Source organism: Streptomyces sp. NPDC048291, from assembly GCF_043201715.1.
Taxonomy (GTDB): Bacteria; Actinomycetota; Actinomycetes; order Streptomycetales; family Streptomycetaceae; genus Streptomyces.
This window is the reverse complement of record NZ_JBICZC010000022.1, coordinates 41,373-59,667: the sequence shown is the minus strand read 5'-3', so window position 1 is coordinate 59,667 and position 18,295 is coordinate 41,373. Positions and strand designations below refer to the sequence as shown.

The window sequence follows — 18,295 nt, the reverse complement described above, 5'->3', positions numbered from 1 at the left end:
CAAGGTGACGCCGAACGGGATCATCACCACCGTCGCCGGCACCGGCCAGGCCGGGTTCGTCTCCGACGGCGGCCCCGCCGTCGCCACCAAACTCAATGCGCCGCGTTCCGTGGCGCTGGACGGGGCGGGCAACCTCTACATCGCGGACACGGACAATCACCGCGTGCGCAAGGTGACGCCGAACGGGATCATCACCACCGTCGCCGGCACCGGCCAGGCCGGGTTCGTCTCCGACGGCGGCCCCGCCGTCGCCACCAAACTCAACACCCCGCACGGCGTGGCGGTGGACGAGGAGGGCAACCTCTACATCGGTGACACCAACAACCACCGGGTCCGCAAGGTGACTCCCAGCGGCGTCATCACCACGGTCGCGGGAACCGGCGTCGCGGGCTACGTCGCCGACGGAGGACCCGCCGTCGCCACGTCTTTGCAAAACCCCCATGGCGCGGCGGTGGACGAGGCGGGCAACCTCTACATCAGCGACAGCAACAACCACCGCGTGCGGAAGGTGACTCCTGACGGGATCATCACCACGGTCGCGGGGACCGGCGTCGCGGGCTACGTCGCCGACGGAGGCCCGGCAGTGGGCGAACGGCTCTACTTCCCCTGCTCGGTGGCCGTCGCCCCCTCGGGCGACCTGTACATCGCCGACTTTTCGAACCACCGTGTGCGCAAGGTGTTCGGGGTGGCGACCGTGACGCCGCCGCGCCCGCCCGTGGCCGACCTGTACGGCGAGGTCGTGCTCCCGGCCGTGGTCCCCCGCGGCCAGGAGTTCGGCCTGGGCGCCCGGGTCCACAACCGCGGTCCCGCCATCGCCGGCGGAGAGCACGTCACCGTGGTCCTCACCCTGGCCGACGGTCTGGAAAGCACGAGCGGGAACAACGGGCGGCGCCTGACCCGCACCTTCCCCGGTACCGAACTGGCGCCCCACGACGGCTCCCTGGACGGTGTCTTTCGCGTGCGCGCCGCGGACACCGCCGAGCCGGGCACGTACAGATCCACGCTGGAGATCCAGTACGGCGGCGACCTCAACCTCAAGGACAACAGCTTCACCCTGTCCGTCGACGTCGTCCTTTCCCAACCGGCCGCCGACGAGCACGCCCTGGACATCTACCAGGAGGACACCCCGAAGGTCGCTCCCGGCCAGACGACACGTCTGCTGCTGCGCTACATCTCACGTGTCAGCCAGCCGGTGAACCCCGGCACCATCATCCAGCGCTTCACGGCCCCCACCGGTTTCGTCTTCACCGGCCAGCCCACCTACACCTACCCCGACACCGTCCAGGGCGCCATCAGCGGCGAACTGGACCACGAGATCTACGACTCCGGCCGCACCCTGGTCATCCGCGCCAACCCCCACCTCAACACCACCGGCACCGACCGCGGCACCCTCCTGTACACGATCGGCCTCAAGGCCCTGCCCGACGCCGTTCCCGGCCTGGTCAAGGACGGCTCGGCGAGCATCGGCCAGCACTCTCCCGTACAGATCGCTGCCACCGTCACCGGCGACGGTGGCGGGCACAGCCTCCACATCGTGCAGACCCAGCTTGAAAAGGCACGGGTGAAGCCCGGCCAGCAATCGGTCTACCCGGCCGTCCTCAAACTCACCAACACCGGGCACACCGCGGTCGGCCCCCAGGACATCGTCCTCACCGCCCCCGAAAGCCTGTGGTTCACCGAGGACCGGGTGATGATGACCAGACAGGGGCACGACGGTGAGACCGAGCTGGCCGGCGAACGCTCCAACGAAAACCGGACCCTGACACTCCGGGGAGCCGCCCTCGACCTGGCCCCCCACGCGTGGGATCTCATCTACCCCGAGATGGCAGTCCAGGCCGACGCCGCGGCCGGCGCCGTACGCGTCGGCATCCGCATCGGCAACCCACCCTTCGCCAGCGAAAACGCCACCGTCACCATCATCCAGGCGTAACGTCGCGCGCTCCAGGCCGGCAAGGGCGCCGGCGCCCTGACCACCACCCCGCAGATGACGGGCGAAAGCAGACCTGCGGGGTGGACCGGCTGACCGGCTGCCTCCCCTGGCCGATGTCCCCTCGGTCTCACAGCGGCCATCCCCATGAAGGGTGACCGCACCAACTACACCCGGCAGAAAGCAGAGAAAAAGGGATGAACAATCCTCCCACTCCTCAGGACGACACACCGCTCGACCCTGAGGCCACCGGCATCCGGATCCTGGGCTACGCCAACCGCTTCGCCGCCTGGGACAGCGAGTTCCGCTACGACGGCCGTATCCGCGTCCCCGTCGGGGTGAAGATCAAAGGCATCAAGTACTCCTACTACGGCAACGGGCAGGCGTCCAAAGGAACGACCGAGTCCAAACGAGGGCAGGGCGGCACCGGCGAGGAGTACGAGGTCATCGATCTCACCTTCCTTGACGACGCCGACCTGATCACCTTCACCCTGCGCGGCGACCTCGGCGTCGACGCCGACCCCCGCCCCGCCTACAGCCGTACCCACCCGATCCGTGTCGACGTCACCCTCGACACCGGCGAGGTCCGCACCGCCACCCCGGAGATCGAGGTCCTCGCCAGCGCCTGGCAGCCCAGCGACCCCGAGAAAGTCGGCCGCCCCTTCGTCCGACTGCCCTATGACAACAACTGGGGCGGTGTGCCCAGCAGCCAGGCCGGCTTCGGCTACGTATCGGACAACGGGCGTATCCCCGGGGACAAGTTCATCATCGACCTGGTCAACCTGCGCCAGGGCGAGCAGGGCGTGCCGAGCAGCCACAGCGACCACGTCTACTACCAGCTCGTCCACGAGGACGGCACACCTTCGCACTACACTCCGACCCCCCAGCTACAGAAGGCGGAAGGGCACAAGGACAGCAGCACCGGCCGTAAGGTCACCCTGCCCCCGATCGACCTGCGTCAACTCGGTGACAAGCAGGGCTATTACCGCCTGCTGGTCTGGCCGCAGTCCACCGACCCCGACGGTGCTCCCAGCAGCCTGCGCTGGGACGAAGCCAAGCTGGAGGACGCCTTCCAGCTCGGCAGCGTCTACTACCGGTACAAGGCACCGGCCGGCATCGACACCGAACTGCGCGCCACCATCAAGACGCAGCCCCTGACGGCGACCGCGGGCCAGGAACGCTGGCTCTACCCCGCCTTCGTCATCCGCAACACCGGCCAGCGCACCATCGGCACCGTCAAGGCCGTCTTCACCGCCCCCGAAGGACTCCTGTTCATGCAGAACTGGGTCGCCTTCACCCGCTGGACGGACGAGTACCACGAACTCGTCGCCCCGGGCGTGCTCTCGGCTGACCGGCGGACCCTCACCTGCCCGGCCGTACCCCTGAACGTGGAACCCAGCGGCCCCAACAAGGACGCCTGGGTATCGGTCTACCCAGCCCTGGAGGCCGAAGCCACCGCTCCCGACGGACCAGCGACCGTCGGCCTCCAGCTCGGCCAGCCCGCCTTCGCCGCCGCACAGGACACCATCACCATCACACACGCGAACTGACTGACCCGCGCGCCCGGCCGGGGGCGGGTGCCCCGCGCACCGCCCCCGGCCGGCCCCCATCACGATCCCGGCCGACCAGGCCCGACCGCCCAACAAGCCCCGTCCGCCGCCGCAGTTCCTCCGAGGTGAACCGCCCCGAGGGCCGGATTGAGGCGCAGCTGCCGCTCGATCGGGCGACGCACACGCGCGTGGCGCGTGCGGTGCTGGCGTGGTCCGATCCCGACGCGCTGCCGCCCGATGACTACGACCAGGTCGGTCTCCTTCTCGCCGGGGCCGCCCGCGCGGTCGCTGGTGACGTCCGCGCTCTGGCGGGCCGGCTGCCCGAGGACGATGGCCGGCGCCTGTTCGCGGAGTTCGTGGTAGGCCAGGCCGACGACTGCCTGGCGCGCCCTGCGCGGAACCTGCTCCAGGTCAGGGACCGGGCCCGTACGCTGCGGGCTCTGTACGAACGGCTGGACCGGCTGAAGGACACCGCGCCCGCCATCGACTCCGCCACTGGCTCCCCCTGATCGTCGTCCGGCGCCGCCTCCCCCGTCGGCTCCGGACGACCACAGAGGCCCCCGGCCCGCTCTGCACCAGCGGTCGCCGGGGGCCTCTTGCCGCCAGTGGCGGCTGTCGGCCTTTTCTGGTGGGGACGCCAGTGAGAAGGCGCACCGCGTGCGCAAGATGGTCGTGTTGAGCATGGCCATCAGCAGAGGAAGCGTGGGAGGGGACCGGATGCCGACCGGAGTGGCTGTCGCATGCGATGACGATGAGTGTTTCGCCGTCTTCCTAGGGGTGGAGACCGGCGACGACGAAGACGCACGGTCTGCCTCCGAGGTCTCGCAGCTGGCGCGCGACGCCGCCCAGGGCGACGGGTGGGTGGTCAGCTTCGGCTTCCGCCAGCCCGTGATGACCTGCCCGGGCTGCGCGGACGGCCGGGGCCCGGTCCGCGAACGCGGGCAGTGTGGAGCTCCAGGCCCGCCTCCAGCCGTTCCAGGACCGCTACGACCAGGCCGTGGCGGAGGGCGACGCAGACGGGCTGACCGGGGTCTGCGCGGGCAAGCACGGCCGCTGGGGAGGGATCTGCGTCCTGCCCCACGGTCATGAGACCTCGATGGAGGAACCGCACTGGGGCCGCAACAGCGAGGGCCGGCCGATCGCGTGGGTGGGCAGCGCACCCGACGACTGGTGAGTGCGCCGGGCCGCGATGCAGCGCGACAGCACTCCGGCCAGTTGCCAGACGTCGTCCGCCGGCGGCGTGGCCCGTCTTCAGTAGTCGACCGGGAGCAACAAGGTCAGCACCACCTCTGACTGGAGGCGTTCGGACGGCGGTGCTGGATTCACTACATGCCACACGCCGGAGCGATCGAGGTCCGTGACATCGGGGCGGGCTGATCGCTTCCCCTGCGGGCCCGGTCAGCGGTGGCGCAGTTCCTCAGCCCAGTCCCGGAGCTGGGCTTCCAGGACCAGGTTGTCGCCGCGGGCCACGGTCTGGAGCAGCTGCGCACACGGTCGCTTCGGCGGCGAGGCCGGCCGGACTGCCCAGGACCAGGTGGGGCTCGATGCGTACTGTGTGGCGATTCGCCGTGCGGGACGGGCAGGTGAGCCGGTTCGAAACCGGGTAGGTGTAACGCACCCACCCCGCGTCCCGGGAGAAGCGCAGATTGCGAGTGCTCCTGATGGGTGATTCCCCACCCGTCAGGGGCGCTTAGGGCGCCACCGGGGGAAGACAGCCATGACGGATGCCCCGCTCGAGGGCTGATCCGAAAACCATCAGAAAGTGCTGCCGTGTTGTCCGTGCGCCTTCGCCGCGTCCTGCTGCTCACCGCCGTCGCAGGAGTCCTCCAGATCGTCACCGTACCGACCATCGCGGCTGCCTACGCATCCCCGTGCAACGAGCAGGACATCGAAGACACAAACGGTTGCAGGGACTGGCCCTACTGCACGTATACCAACCAGGAGGACCCTCACTCCTACATCCAATGCAACGCGGACGGCCAGGCGTCTACCAGGACCTGCCCTCCCCTGTTGGTCTGGGACGACCAACAGAAGCGGTGCGACTTCGCGAGCTAGCAGGAGGGCTCCGCCCGCGGCGCGCCGCGGGCGGAGCCCTCCTGCAAACGGGTGGGCGTTTGTCCCCCGTTCGGGGAGCGGGGCCGGTAGGTCGTACGAAGCAGAACACGTCAGTTCATGCTGCGGGTATGTCCTTCTCCTTCCCCGCCGGCCCCACCGGCCTCGGCACGTCGGCAGCGCGTCTTCCCGGCGTGCTGGCCTCTTCGCGCCGCAGCCCCGGACCGACGGGATCGTGCGCAGGGGTCAGGCTTCCCGCCTTCCACGTGCCGTTCGAGAGCGCGGGGTGCAACCCCGGCATGGAGCAGGCCGGGAAGGCCGCCTGGCAGTGGGCGGACCGGATGGGCCTGCAACTGTCCCCTGCCGGTGAACGCAGGATGGTCCGCACCCGCCCCGAACTGTGGATCTCCCTGATCTTTCCCGCAGCTGAGCAGGAGCAGCTGGACCGGATGTGCCAGTGGCTGTTCTGGGCCTTCCTCGTCGATGATGAGTTCGATGATGGTCCTGGCGGGCGCGACCCGTACCGCTGCCGGCGCGCGATCGGGCAGCTCATCGACGTGCATGACGGGGCGGTGCCACGATCGCCCGTCGAACGCGCTCTGACCGACCTGCTCGTGCGCACGTGCGTGGGCCGCGACATGGGATGGAACCGTCAGTTCCGGGCGGACAACGCCGCGTGGTTGTGGACCTACGTCGCCGAGACCGCCCAGCGGGCCGCAGACCAGCTGCCGGATCTGATGACGTATGCGGGACACCGGCGCGACTCGGTCGCCATGCAGCCGTTTCTGAACCTCCATGAGACCGTCGCCGGCATCCGCCTGACCGAAGCGGAGCGCTGCCTGCCGGGCTACGGGAAGATGCGCCAGGCGGTGACCGACCACTCCGGCCTGCTCAACGACATCTGCTCACTGGAGAAAGAGATGGCGCTGGGCTACAGCCACAACGCCGTGCTGCTGATCCAGCAGGAGCGCGGGTGCGGGCTGCAGGAGGCCATGGACGAGGCGGGGACGCTGCTGGAAGGCGTCGCGCAGCGGCTGCGGCACGGTGAGCGGGAACTGGCCGAGCAAATGAACGCGGCACACATGGCCGGCCCGGCGCGTACGGCCTTGGACACCTGTATCCGCGACTACCGCTCGATGGTGCGGGGAGACTTCGACTACCACCTGGCCGCCGAGCGCTACACCAGGCCCGACCTGGCCGATTCCGGCGGGCAGCAGACAATGTCGGCCCTGTTCACCGGCACAGTGCCGTAACAGCGCCCCCATGACTGGTGTTAACCACATGAGCTCGCGCCAGGTCTTCGGCGAGTGTCAGGCTGGCGGTCGTTGATCGCCGGGTGTGGGAAAAGCCGTCAACGGCATCGCGCTCGGTGCGGTCACGAGTGGCCGAACATCAACCCGGCGCCCCGATCCCCTCGTTCACCGCCCCGCGCTCCCACCCCACCTCCCTTTCCTCCTAGTGTCCTGGGCGGACGTGGGTGGCGTAGTTGGTATCCCCGTGCGCCATCAGTTGGTTGGAGGACGGAGGGCGCCGGCCTGATGGACGCGGCGCACACCCGTCTCGGAGCGCTGCGGCGTTTCCCTCGTCCGGGTGGCATGGAGCACGTTCGCGTGTGGTGGCTGCCCATCCAGCACACAGAACACATCGATCGATTTGTTTCTCCTGGAGGCACTATGAAGCGATTTGCCGGACTCGCTCTCACCACACTGGCCCTGGGCCTGACCAGCGCACTGACCGCCCCTGCAGCCCACGCGGTGGACGACGGAGGCACCTACCGGTGCACCCGGATCGCTGGCGACGACTCCGCGAGCGAGTTGGAGGCCTTCGGCTGCACGCCGTTCGAGGAGTTCACCGGAAGCGACCACTTCGTCCTCAAGGGCCCCCAGCGGACCTTCCTCTGCCGTGAGGCGGCCCTCGACCATGAGGACAAGCGGATCATCGCCCTCGACTGCATCCGGGTGGCCTGAACCCTGGGCTTGACTCTGTCGGGGATCTTGGTGTCGGCGGACTCAACTGCCCAGGTTTCGCCAGGACTTCAGGCGAGGGATCTCGCGCTGGTCGAGGTAGTTCCGGAAGGTGGTCGGCCGGCGGGGTGTGGGGGCTTTCTCGGTCGGCGTCAGTCCGCTGAGGCGCTCGATGTTGACAGCGATAGCCGTCAGGACGTGCTGGATGTGGGCCTTTCCCTGGCCTCGATAGCCGATGACGGTGCCGCTCTCGCGAAGCCCTGCCCTCACACCGCGCTGTTCTTGCGGTCAGCAGGTCCTCGCTCACCGCCAGGCGCCGTACTGCCACGACGCCCCTCGGATGCCGATGCCGATCGGCGAGTGCACGTACACCGTGGACTGAGCCGCTGACCTGCTTCGCCAAGGTCCGGCCAGGGATGATATCGGGCACCTGACGCCCGCACACACGCCCGCGCTGATCGTTTCTGCGGTGAATTCGGTCGCCCACCTGGCGCAGGCCCTCCAGGAACAGGGCGCGCGGCGGGGGCTGTTGCCGGTAGACCCTCTCCGTGATCAAGAACGTGTTGCGCGCCGTGTCCGCGCTCGCCCTAACCGTTGTCCCCCTGGCCGTACCCGCCGCCGCCGTCCCCACCACGGCCCAACAGGCCCGACAGCACCCCGTGTTCGCACGGACCGCCGAGGCTGGCCGGGCTGCGCCGTCGTCGGCGTCCCAGGCGCCGCTGTTCGAGGCGCTGTCGTGGATCGATGAAGCCGAGGAAGGCTCCCGGGAGGGCTACAGCCGCGAGCAGTTCAAGCACTGGAACAAGGGCCTCAACCCCACCGACGGCTGCGACACCCGCAAGGAAGTCATCCTCTCCGAGGCCCTGGAAGCCCCGGAGATCGGCCCCAAGTGCGCGCTGAGCGGCGGGCGGTGGTTCTCGCAGTACGACCAGAAGTGGGTGACCTCGTACCGAGACCTGGACGTCGACCACATGGTCCCCCTCGCCGAGGCATGGGACTCCGGCGCGGCCACCTGGACCGCCGCGCGCAGGGAGGCGTACGCCAACGACCAGGGCGCGCCCAACAGCCTGATCGCGGTCTCCGGGAGCTCCAACAGGTCCAAGGCGGACAAGGACCCGGCGGACTGGATGCCGGTCCCGGTGGACCGCTGCACGTACACGGCCGACTGGGTCGCGGACAAACTCCGCTGGCGCCTGAGCGCCGACCCCGCCGAAATCCAGGCCCTGGACCGCCTCGCCGAACAGTGCCCCACCACCACCGTCACCTACCAGCAAGCCCCCTAACACCCACCCGCCGCCCACCCCGGGCCCGCCGGACGGCTGCGCGCTGCGAGCACCGCGCAGCCGTCCGGCCCTGGGCCGGGGGCCGCAGCGGAATCCCGGGCCGGCCGGTGGGAGCCGGGAGATTCCAGAGCACCGCAATCGAGGAGCTGTGATGGCTGTACCCGCATCGTTCGACCAGAAGACCGCCAAGGAGAGCACGGAGCGCGCCTACTGGCTGGCCCGCGCCTGCGACCTCGCCTACAAACAACCCCCCGTCATCGAAGCCCAGGCACACGACTGGGGGTTCACCCAGGTACGCCACCACGAGACGGCGTTCACCCCGCCCTTCCCCCTCCCCGACACCCAGGCCTACACGATGGCCGGCCCCGACATGATCGTCACCGCCTTCCGGGGCACCGAACCCGTCCAGATCAAGGACTGGCTCACCGACGCGAGCACACCGCCCTGGCCGGGCCCCGCCGGTGTCGGCTACGTCCACTACGGCTTCGCCGAAGCCCTCGACTCCATCCTCCCCGCCGTGCGCAGCGCGGTCGAGGACCTGCGCACCGACGGGCAGCGGGTGTACTTCACCGGGCACAGCCTCGGTGGAGCCCTCGCCCTGCTCGCCGCCGCCCGCCTCTCCCTGGAAGACCCCCGCCTGGAAGCCGACGGCGTCTACACCTACGGCCAGCCCCGCGTCTGCGACCGCCTCCTCGCCACCGCCTGCAACAAAGGCCTCAAAGACAAGGTGTTCCGCTTCGTCAACAACAACGACATCGTCCCCACCCTCCCCCCGGAACCCGTCTTCACCCACGTAGCGACCCTGCGCTACCTCGACCACACCGGCCGCCTCCGCACCTCCACCCCCGTCCTCACCCACCTCGCCGACCGCGCCGCCGGACTCACCGCCGATCCCTTCGCCCCCGCCGCGGACGGAATCCGCGACCACTTCATGGCCAACTACCTCACCGCCCTGGAGAAAAACCTCACCTGACCCGGCACAACCTTCTCCATGGGTGGGGGCCGTCGGCAGCAGCCTGGCTGCTGGCGGTCACGTTGCTCCCCTGCCCGGCAGCGCCCGTCGCGTCCGGAACAGTCACAGCCGCCCGCCCCGACGCACGCCCGCGGGGTGCGCTTCGTGCCAGTCAGTCGGGGCAGCGCGCGTTGTCGGCGTTGCGGACCACGATGATCCGGGACGTCGTGGTGCCGAGGTTCATGACGTCGTCCGGGAGCATGCCCCGGTCCGAGGAACTGGTCAGGGCCGCGAGGAATCCGGTGGTGCGTTCGGGCATCAGGACGGCGACGACGGCGATCCGGTTGTTCTCGTCGCCGCTGTCCCCGGCACCGAGGTAGAGCTGCGGAGCGGTCCATCCGCCACCCGGGGCAGCGGCGGCGGCCACGCCGTCATAGCTGTACGCCGACCCCGGGGTGTACTGGCCCGCCGAGTCGGTGGCCCGGTCGAAGAGGGCCAGCTGGTGCCCGTGCGGAATGGTCCCCACTCCCGCCAGCGTGACGCAGTGCGGGACCCGGTCCGAGACCGGCAGGAAGGTCAGCTTCGGGACCCGGGGCACGGAGGGGCGGGCATCGGAGGGAGGGGTCGTGGGGCGTTCCCATCGCGCGAGACCGTCCGGAAAATAGGCCGCCACCACAGCAAGAGGCAGGAACAGTGCGGTCAGGCCGCCGGCCAGCACACGGGGCAACGGCGCCCAGTCCGGCCACCGGAGGGCCACCCCCAACGGAGCCGCCGCGAAACCCAGCAGAAGAAGGGCAAGCACCGTGTGCAGGGGCAGGGCGAACAGCACGGCCGTGCCCGCCGGAACGTCGTGCCCGATACAGCTTGATCTTCCCTCGATCTGCCACCTGAGCAGGCAAAACCTTTCACCGCTCCGGCCGATCGGGGGACGTCCGGGATGTCGGCATCACGTGTTCCTGCCTGGGGCGTAGACACGGGCTACGGCAGCGGACAAACCCGCCGCGAACTCCTGGAAAAGTGCTGCCTCCGGGGGATCGCGGGGTGGATCTCGCGTCCCTGCCCTGCCCCCCTTCGCACGGTGTGCCGCAGGCCGCCACGAACGATGGAGTCACCGCCCCGTGATGACCTGGCAGTGCCGACGGTGCATGGGCCGCGTCGATGAAGGAGGCAGGTGCGTGTACTGCCTGCACAAGGCGGAGCCTTCGCTACCCGAGACAGGCTGATCGCCCGCACCCGTAACGTCGGCCTCGCACCGCCGTTGAACAGTACGACTCATGCGCCGGGCCCCGGGGACGTCTTCTCCCCCCGGGGTCTGTGACGTGCCCGGGCCCGTGTCAGCAGGCGCCGGTGGCCCGCCCGAGGGCTTCAGGATCGGTCAGGGTCAGCACCTGCGTCTGGCGGACAGCAACGCCGTTCTGCACGACGTGGACGCGGCCTCGGTTCAGGCGCCCGCGGTCCTTGGAGGCGGGGACGGCCGCCGGCGCGTACCTGCGCCAGGTGCTGGTGGGAACCCGCCCGAGGATGACGGTGGAGAACTGCTCGCTGCCATACGGTCCGAGGACGCTGAGCATGGGGTCGCCGTCGAAGAGCACGTTCATGCGGACCATGGCGCCGGCGAACAGGACGTCGGTCAGCGCGGTGAAAGCCGGGGACACCCTCGGGTCGCCCGGCCCACGGACCGTCTCCCAGTGACGGGCGAGCCTGCGCAGGGTGGCGTCGCCGTTCTCGAACACGACGACCAGGCGCAGCAGTCCGACATCGGAGCCGTGGCGGTCGGCGACGTCGATGCGGCGCTGGACCTCGGCGGCGAGACCGGCCAGGGCGTCGTGGATGTCGGCGACGTCGGCGCGGTAGGTCACCGTCGGCAGCCCGCGCGCCCACGGCTGGGAGATCCGCTTCATGTCGAGGACCAGGGCGTGGGCGCCGTGGTGCAGGAACTGGGCGGTGAGGGTGCGCAGGGCCGTTGAGCTTCCGCCGCCTCCGATCGTGGATACCAGGACGTGCGGGGCGCCGTCCAGGTCGACGGTGACTGGCTGCCCGTCGGTACCGACGCCGATCAGCGCCTTCGAGGCGGGCAGGACGTTAAGGGTCTCGCGCACGGGGGCGGTGAGGCTGAGCAGGTCCGGGAGCATCGTCATGGTGGTTCGTTCCTTCCAAAGGGGTGGGGTGCGCCTGGTGAACCGGGTGTTCTCCAGGCCGGGGCCGACCGTGTCGGTTCAGCCCAGGTCGGTGGTGCCGACGGCGGCGCGGGGGCGGTTGCGTGCCCAGCGCTTCAAGTCGCCGACGCGGTAGAGGAGTTCGGCGCCGCGCTTGGCGACCGGCTTGGGGAAGGTGCGGTCGTTGCCTCGGGCATAGCGCAGCGCGGCGACGGTGATGTCCGGCAGGTGGTGCTGGTGGGCCTCGCGCAGTCCCACCGTCTGGTCGTCGACGACCGCGGCCGGGATCGGCGCCGGTGCCTGGGCGGTGGGGAGAGCGGGCTGTGCGGCCGTCTCCGGTACGGCGGGCGGGATCGGCGGCGCGTCGTCCACGGCGGTGGTGGGCGGCCCGTCAGCGGCCTTCTGGAGCTGTACGGGAGCGGGTTGGACCGTGACCGCTGGACGCGTCTTCGCGTTCGTGGTGGGAGGCGGGCCGGTGGTGGCCCACTCGCGGGCTTCGGCGTCGGTGAAGAACAGCACCTGCGTCTCGCTCGCGGTGCCGCCGATGACGACCTGGGCGCGGCCGGGGTGCTTGGTGGACTTCGGCGCGGGCTGGACCTCGGGGGCGAGCATGCGCCAGCCGTTCTCTGGGGGTTCATGGCCTGTCGTGTGACGTAGTAGATGGACGCGTCGTTGCCCCTGTGTCTGGAGTTCTCAAGGGGTGTGGCTCTGCGGTGGACCGTTGCGATTGGTTCGTCGAGAGAGGGAGCGATGCGAGCGTTCTTGGTACGGATGCCGTCTGGTCTGCGCTACTGGACGGTGGTGGACGACGACTTTCATGTCGTTGAGCATGCGGATCTGTTCCTGCGCGAGGCACGGCTGTCGCGAGGCCGTGCGGAACTGACGACGAAGGCGTACGCCGAGGCCGTCGTCTTGTACCTGTGGTGGTGCCTGCTGACCGGCCGGGACTGGAAGACCGCCGCACAGCACCTCGGCTTGTTCATCGTGTGGCTGCGGTGGACACCCGGCCCCGGCACGGAACGGACCGCGGTACGGCGGGGGCCGGGCAGCAAACCGGTACGCGAGAACAAGCAGGTCAATAAGGTGCTGACCGCTGTCCGCGGCCTGCTCTCTCATGCAGTGAGCCGGAAGGCAGCGCCGGCCTGGGTGCTGGATCAGCTCTATGAGCTGGGCAGTGAGGCGGATCTGCCGGCGGCGGCACGCGGCAAGAGCGACACCATGCGGGTGCGCCTGCGAGCCCGGCACCGGCTCGATGAGCCCGAGAGTGAGATCGACCGCGCAAGCGACGAAGAAGTCGTGGCGATGTTCCTCCAATGCCGTATCGCGGCAGTCAGCCGCGCCTCACTTCAGACCGACCTGGCCAACGCACTCGACCGCAACCGACGCCTCACGGCCGGGTCCGTCAACTGGAACAGCGCTTGTCCGCCCAGCTCGGCGAAGCCGTCTGGGCCGAGTCCGGCCTCGGCGCCCCTGCTGACATCGATCACCTCCAGCGACAGATCGTCAGGCTGGAGCAGGAGCTCGCCGACAAGACTGACGAGCTGGAACAACGCACCGAGGAACTTGAAGCGGCACGAGCCGCCAACCGTGAGCTGACCCGCGCACTCAACACCAGCCCTGCGGCTCCGTGACCTCGCTGAGGACGAGCCGACGGGCGGCTCGAACAGACGGTTGAGCACGTTTCTCCGTACTTCCCCCTCCTCGAGGAGGGGGAAGTGACCGCCTGGGGGCAGCTCAGCCCGTCGGCCGGGCGGAGGAGTGGCGGGTGACGGAGTATCCGACCTCGAAGTCGTCGGCGGACATGCGGGTGTCGTTGACCTCGACCACGGTCCCGTCCGGGCCGGTGGTCGTCCGCACGATCCGCAGCAGCGGGACGCCCTTGGCGAGATGGAGCCGTTCTGCCTCGGTGGGGGTGGGCATGCGCGAGCCGACCGTTTCGTCCCAGGTCAGGGGGTGGTGGCCCATCTCCTCCAAGAGGTCATAGATGCCGCCCGGACCGGTGTCGCGTTCGGCGAGCCGGGTCCCGCGGGCAACAGCTGCCGGCAGGAAACTGGTGGCCAGCTGCATCGGCCTGTCCGCTGTCGGGTCCCCCATGATCCTGTCGCGGACCAGTACGTCCTCGTCGGGTTGGGTGCCGAGCATGAGGGCCACGTCCTTCGGCGGGCGTCCCCAGGAGATCGTCGGCGCCTCAAGAGCTCGCCAGGGCTGGGCTGTGGGGTCGAAGTAGTAGCCCCGCTCATCGCGGAAGACCTGCCGACTGCGGGTCAGGCGCCGCTTTGCGGGGCGGGCGCGGACGACGGTCCCGCGGCGGCGGACCACCTCCACCAGTCCCTCGGCCTCCAGCTCGGCGATCGCCTCACGGGCGGTCTGCTTCGAGGTCCCGTAGTTCCGGGCGATCTCGGTGATCTTCGGCAGCACCGCCTGCTCGGGATACTCTCCCCGCTCGATGGCTCCTCGCAGGTCAGCGGCGATCTGACGATAAGCGGGGCCGTTCATGACGCTCCTCCTCGATGATGTTCGGAACTCCTCCCGACACAACTTAGTCCTAGCTCTATTGACCCGCCGGTTTTCGGGGCAGAACATAGTCCTAGTTCTAATGCGCCGTCAGTGTCGGCGCATGCCCTTGTTGTTCCTCAGGCCGGACACCCGCCGGCCTGCCCCGCCATGCCCTGATCCGGGCGCGGGGACGGCGGATGCCCGGCCGAGCAGACGGAGGCACCTGGTGAAAGAACGTCACAGCACAGCGAGGATGCAGGCCGCCACACTTCAAGAACTGGTGGCGACGGGGCTGCTGGAAACAGGAGCCGGCTGCCGGATCAGCCCGCACGCCGTCTTCGAACCGCAGGACGAGCAGGGCACCCTGCGGCCGATCAAACTCGGCGACCACGTCGTCGTCGGCACAGGAGCGGTGCTTTGCGGCGGCACCGAAGCCGGGGACGGCACCCGCATCGAGGAGCACACCATCGTCGGCAAACCCGAACTCGGTTACGCCGTCGGCCGCACCTATACCGGCTCCGGCACCCGCACCCGCTTAGGCACGAACAGCACCCTGCGGGCCGGCGCGATCGTCTATGCCGGATGCGAGATCGGCGCAAACACCGCGATCGGCCACCACACCCTGGTCCGCAGCCACGCCACGATCGGCGACGACTGCGTCCTCGGCCACTTCCTGGTGATCGAACGCGAGTGCCGGATCGGCAGCCGGGTCCGTCTCTCGCCCCACTCGCACATCACCTCCGCGACCGTGATCGGCGACGACGTCTTCCTCGGTGCCGGGATCCGGACCGTCAACGACAAGCACCTGGTCTGGCGCGACCCGGACCGGGAGCCGAACCTCCTCCCGCCCCGCTTCGAGGCAGGCGCCAAGGTCGGCTCCGGTTCGACGATCCTGTCCGGCGTCAGCGTCGGCGAACACGCCCTGGTCGGCGCCGGGTCCGTGGTCACCCGTGACGTCCCCGGCGGGGCGATGGCTTTCGGCGTGCCCGCCCGCGTCCGCCCTCAGCCGGACGAGACCTGACACCCACCCGGTGAGGGGGAGAGGACGACGATGAACCACGCGACTAGCTGCATCGATCAATGGATCACCCCGCTGCGGCCGACCCTGCCGGACCTGACCGACCGCCACATCGCCAGGCTGGCCCGCCTGGAGTCGGACCTGACCGAGATCCTCGCCGCCGCCCCGGTGGCCGGGGCGCCGGCCTCGGTCCGCCTGCTGGCCGTCCGTCACCGTCTGGCTGAGCGCGTCCGCACCGACAACCACCACAGCAGCAGCGAGACCGGGGCCACGAGGGCGATGGCCAACGCCCTGGCCGGGTTCGTCTGCGGCTTCCACGACCTGGACCTGCGCGACGCGGTCGGCCCTGGGCACGGCCGCATGATCCTCAAGCACGCAACCGAGCCGACCCGCCGCCGCTGGAGGACCCGGCTCGCGGGCGGCGACCTCGTCGGCATCGCCGCGACCGAACGGCATGGCGGCAGCCGCCTGCAGGAGATCACCACCAGGGCCACCGCGAAGCCGGGCGGCGGATGGTGGATCAGCGGAGAGAAGTGCTGGGTCTCCCGGCTGACCGAATCAGCGGCGTTCGTCGTGTTCTTCAAGAACCCCGAGCACAGGATCACCGCAGCCGTCGTCGAAGCACAGGCCCCGGGCCTCGACCGCAGCCCCATCACCCCCTCCGGCCTCGCCGGCTGGAACTGGGGCACCCTCGCCCTCACCGACGTCCCAGTTGGCGGAAAGGATCTCCTCGGCGGCGATGGCGGTGGGCTGGAGGTCTTCCGACAGCACTTCGCCGCCTTCCGCCCATTGGTCGCAGCGACCGCACTGGGCACGGCCGCCAGCGCCCACACCCAGGTCGCCGCCACCCTGACGGCCAGGGCCGCCACCGGCCTGCTGCCCAGGCTGCGGGACACTGCGCTCGTCACTCTCGGCCGCACACACGCCGAGATCAACGCGGCCCTGCTGTCAGCTATCGCTGCGATGCGGCTGACCGCCTCCGGCAGCCCGCACGCGGACCTGTGGTCCCGCGAAGTCAAAGCACACGCGGTCGACACCGCCCACCGTGCGCTCCAGGAACTGCCACTGCTGGTCGGGGCAGGCAGCTTCCGAGCCGACTCGGCGCTGGCCAAGGCCCGCGCAGACGTCGGCGGACTGCTTTATGCCGACGGCATCCATGACTCGCTACTGCGGTCGGCCGGACGCACCCACACCACCCCGGCACCGGCAGAGATCCCTCGCCTCAGGCTCGCTGCGGACGCCGGCAACCTCCGGTACCCGGCGCCAGCCTGACACCTCGAAGGCTCCCAGACACGGTCGTCCGGTCACACCACAACGCCGTTCTCCAGATAGACCGTTTCCCCGCGCTCGCGAGCCGCCATGCACGCTTCCACCCGCCTCGCGAGCAGCGGGATCAACCGCTCACGTACCTGGTCAAGGCTGACGAACTCGAAGGCACGGATCTCTTCGTCCTGCAGCCGGATCCCGGCGATCTGCTCGGGGCCCAGCATGCCGCCGTCGAAGACGGCGACCATGCCCTCGCTGCGGCCCGGCCGCGGACCGACCCAATCGATCCCGAGCAGCCGCCCCGGCTCCCAGGCGAGCCCGAGCTCTTCCTTCACCTCCCGCACGGCACCGTCGCGAGGCGGTTCATCCCACTCCACGGCGCCGCCCGGGATCTCCCACGGGTCCTTGTAGATCGGATCGACCAGCATCACGCGGCCGTCCGCGTCGAAGAACAACACACCAGCCGCCACCCGCTTACGCGGCAGTTTCCGGTCATACTCCGACAACTTGGCGGCCGTCCCTTCCGAAGCAGCAGTACTCGTCATGCCCAGCGAGCCTAGACATCATCAGACGTCACACGGAGCCAAAGCACCCGACTCGCCCGATCGGCTGACGCTGCCCGGACGCCGGTCACGCGGTTCGGCTGCACTGGTTGCCGCCGCGCGCCGCGAGGGGGAGTGTAAATCTAACGGGTCTGGCTCGTAGTCGGTGGTGACGGCCAGTAGCTGTCAGCGCAGGAGAATGCGGTGGCGGAGGAGGCCGAATCCGGCGCGGCCGTGCATCTGTCTCATGATCCGTTTCGTTCTGGTGTTGACGCCTTCGGTGCGGCCGTTGTGGTACGGCAGGGTGAGGCCGGCGTCGACGGCTGAGCGGTCGAGCTCGAGGCCGTTGGCGAAGCTGTGCAGGTGGGGCAGCGCCGCGGCGCGGGTGGCGGTGATCCACTCGGTGAGCTTCACATCGTTGCCCCGGGTCGGCGTGAGCAGGGCCGCGAAGTCGCGTACGAGGTTGGCGAGTTCGGTCATCTCCGGGCAGGCTGCAGTGATCTTCTCCAGCAGGGCGGTCTGTTTCGGCCGCAGGTGGTCCGGGTCGGTGAGCAGGAGCCGCGCGGCGCGACATGGGGTGGTGACGGGCCGGTCGCCGTCGGCGCGGCCCTGGTTGAGGTATTTGTGCAGGCCGTTGAGGCTGCCGGTGGGAACCTGCTCACGGAAGGTCTGCCGTCCACGGCCCAGAACCGAACAGACCAGCCGTCGCACTCGCAGGCGGACGACGACCTGCCGACCGTCGACCGGCACATCCGCCACCGTCCGGCGGTGATATCCGTGCACCCTCGCAGTCAGGGCCCCGCACGCTGGACATGGCACCGCCGCGTTCAGCGTGCGAGCTGTGACCACGACTGCGTCCCCGCCGTCCGCCAAGTCCTCGACGAGCAATGCCGACAATCCCGAAAACACCGTGTTCACAAGCGAGTTGACATCCACCACAAGATCATGATCGCTGATGGCTACTGGCCGTCACCACCGACTACGGGCCAGACCCGTTAAATTGACACACCCAGCTGCAAAGCGACCGACTGCCGGAGTGGATCGCATCCGCCCGGACCACCACCGACCTGCCAAGCCTCAGCCGATTCG

Annotated in this window: 19 protein-coding genes; 12 read left to right on the top strand and 7 right to left on the bottom strand. The window is 69.5% G+C overall.

All coding sequences use genetic code 11. From position 1 onward, the window contains the following. The 7 genes from ACGF5O_RS44835 to ACGF5O_RS44805 all read left to right on the top strand — a co-directional run. Nucleotides 1–1,930, top strand: a 1,930-nt coding sequence (locus ACGF5O_RS44835; RefSeq protein ID WP_362658077.1) for an NHL repeat-containing protein, incomplete at its 5' end; no start/stop codon positions are given. 194 nt (nt 1,931–2,124) lie between these two features. After that, nucleotides 2,125–3,477 (top strand): hypothetical protein, encoded by a 1,353-nt coding sequence (locus ACGF5O_RS44830; RefSeq protein ID WP_362658074.1) that lies wholly within the window; start codon nt 2,125–2,127, stop codon nt 3,475–3,477. Nucleotides 3,478–3,665: 188 nt separating this feature from the next. Further along, the gene (locus ACGF5O_RS44825) at nt 3,666–3,986 is read left to right on the top strand and encodes a restriction endonuclease (RefSeq protein ID WP_362658071.1); all 321 of its coding nucleotides are present in this window, start codon (nt 3,666–3,668) and stop codon (nt 3,984–3,986) included. 437 nt (nt 3,987–4,423) lie between these two features. After that, a complete protein-coding gene (locus ACGF5O_RS44820) occupies nt 4,424–4,651 on the top strand; it encodes a hypothetical protein (RefSeq protein WP_362658068.1) in 228 nt (75 codons plus the stop codon). Between the two features lie 491 nt (nt 4,652–5,142). Continuing rightward, nucleotides 5,143–5,532, top strand: a complete 390-nt coding sequence (locus tag ACGF5O_RS44815; protein ID WP_362658065.1) for a carbohydrate-binding module family 14 protein — start codon at nt 5,143–5,145, stop codon at nt 5,530–5,532. 296 nt (nt 5,533–5,828) lie between these two features. Then, nucleotides 5,829–6,782, top strand: coding sequence for a terpene synthase family protein (locus ACGF5O_RS44810; protein WP_393815780.1), 954 nt, complete (start codon nt 5,829–5,831; stop codon nt 6,780–6,782). A gap of 420 nt (nt 6,783–7,202) precedes the next feature. Next, nucleotides 7,203–7,496: a hypothetical protein gene (locus ACGF5O_RS44805; protein WP_393815714.1), complete on the top strand. Its 294-nt coding sequence runs from the start codon at nt 7,203–7,205 to the stop codon at nt 7,494–7,496. Between the two features lie 42 nt (nt 7,497–7,538). Here the strand turns inward: ACGF5O_RS44805 and ACGF5O_RS44800 are convergent, their stop codons facing one another. After that, nucleotides 7,539–7,763: a hypothetical protein gene (locus tag ACGF5O_RS44800; protein ID WP_362658060.1), complete on the bottom strand. Its 225-nt coding sequence runs from the start codon at nt 7,761–7,763 to the stop codon at nt 7,539–7,541. A gap of 278 nt (nt 7,764–8,041) precedes the next feature. On the opposite strand from ACGF5O_RS44800, the gene ACGF5O_RS44795 reads away from it, so the two are divergent. Both ACGF5O_RS44795 and ACGF5O_RS44790 read left to right on the top strand, forming a co-directional pair. After that, the gene (locus ACGF5O_RS44795; RefSeq protein WP_362658057.1) at nt 8,042–8,776 is read left to right on the top strand and encodes an HNH endonuclease family protein; all 735 of its coding nucleotides are present in this window, start codon (nt 8,042–8,044) and stop codon (nt 8,774–8,776) included. Nucleotides 8,777–8,927: 151 nt separating this feature from the next. Continuing rightward, complete coding sequence (locus tag ACGF5O_RS44790) at nt 8,928–9,749, top strand: lipase family protein (protein WP_362658054.1); 822 nt, start codon at nt 8,928–8,930, stop codon at nt 9,747–9,749. 151 nt (nt 9,750–9,900) lie between these two features. On the opposite strand, the gene ACGF5O_RS44785 is transcribed toward ACGF5O_RS44790, so the two are convergent. The 3 genes from ACGF5O_RS44785 to ACGF5O_RS44775 form a co-directional block, all read right to left on the bottom strand. Then, entirely contained in the window at nt 9,901–10,530 is a 630-nt protein-coding gene (locus ACGF5O_RS44785) for a hypothetical protein (RefSeq protein WP_362658051.1), read from the bottom strand. Nucleotides 10,531–11,062: 532 nt separating this feature from the next. After that, entirely contained in the window at nt 11,063–11,866 is an 804-nt protein-coding gene (locus tag ACGF5O_RS44780; RefSeq protein ID WP_362658048.1) for a hypothetical protein, read from the bottom strand. A gap of 78 nt (nt 11,867–11,944) precedes the next feature. Further along, on the bottom strand, nt 11,945–12,496 hold the full coding sequence (locus ACGF5O_RS44775; protein WP_393815713.1) for a hypothetical protein: 552 nt from the start codon (nt 12,494–12,496) through the stop codon (nt 11,945–11,947). A gap of 138 nt (nt 12,497–12,634) precedes the next feature. Here ACGF5O_RS44775 and ACGF5O_RS44770 point away from each other — a divergent pair, with 138 nt between their 5' ends. Next, the gene (locus ACGF5O_RS44770) at nt 12,635–13,480 is read left to right on the top strand and encodes a hypothetical protein (RefSeq protein WP_362658042.1); all 846 of its coding nucleotides are present in this window, start codon (nt 12,635–12,637) and stop codon (nt 13,478–13,480) included. Between the two features lie 138 nt (nt 13,481–13,618). Here ACGF5O_RS44770 and ACGF5O_RS44765 read toward each other — a convergent pair whose 3' ends face one another. Continuing rightward, nucleotides 13,619–14,380 carry a GntR family transcriptional regulator gene (locus ACGF5O_RS44765; protein WP_393815712.1) on the bottom strand — a complete coding sequence of 254 codons (762 nt, stop codon included), beginning with the start codon at nt 14,378–14,380 and terminating at the stop codon, nt 13,619–13,621. A gap of 253 nt (nt 14,381–14,633) precedes the next feature. Here ACGF5O_RS44765 and ACGF5O_RS44760 point away from each other — a divergent pair, with 253 nt between their 5' ends. Next, a complete protein-coding gene (locus ACGF5O_RS44760) occupies nt 14,634–15,401 on the top strand; it encodes a DapH/DapD/GlmU-related protein (protein WP_393815711.1) in 768 nt (255 codons plus the stop codon). A gap of 30 nt (nt 15,402–15,431) precedes the next feature. Continuing rightward, complete coding sequence (locus ACGF5O_RS44755) at nt 15,432–16,670, top strand: acyl-CoA dehydrogenase family protein (protein ID WP_393815710.1); 1,239 nt, start codon at nt 15,432–15,434, stop codon at nt 16,668–16,670. Nucleotides 16,671–16,702: 32 nt separating this feature from the next. Here ACGF5O_RS44755 and ACGF5O_RS44750 read toward each other — a convergent pair whose 3' ends face one another. Next, on the bottom strand, nt 16,703–17,209 hold the full coding sequence (locus ACGF5O_RS44750; RefSeq protein WP_393815709.1) for an NUDIX domain-containing protein: 507 nt from the start codon (nt 17,207–17,209) through the stop codon (nt 16,703–16,705). A 183-nt stretch (nt 17,210–17,392) separates the two neighbouring features. Further along, a complete protein-coding gene (locus ACGF5O_RS44745; protein WP_393815779.1) occupies nt 17,393–18,115 on the bottom strand; it encodes a transposase family protein in 723 nt (240 codons plus the stop codon). Nucleotides 18,116–18,295: the final 180 nt, after the last annotated feature.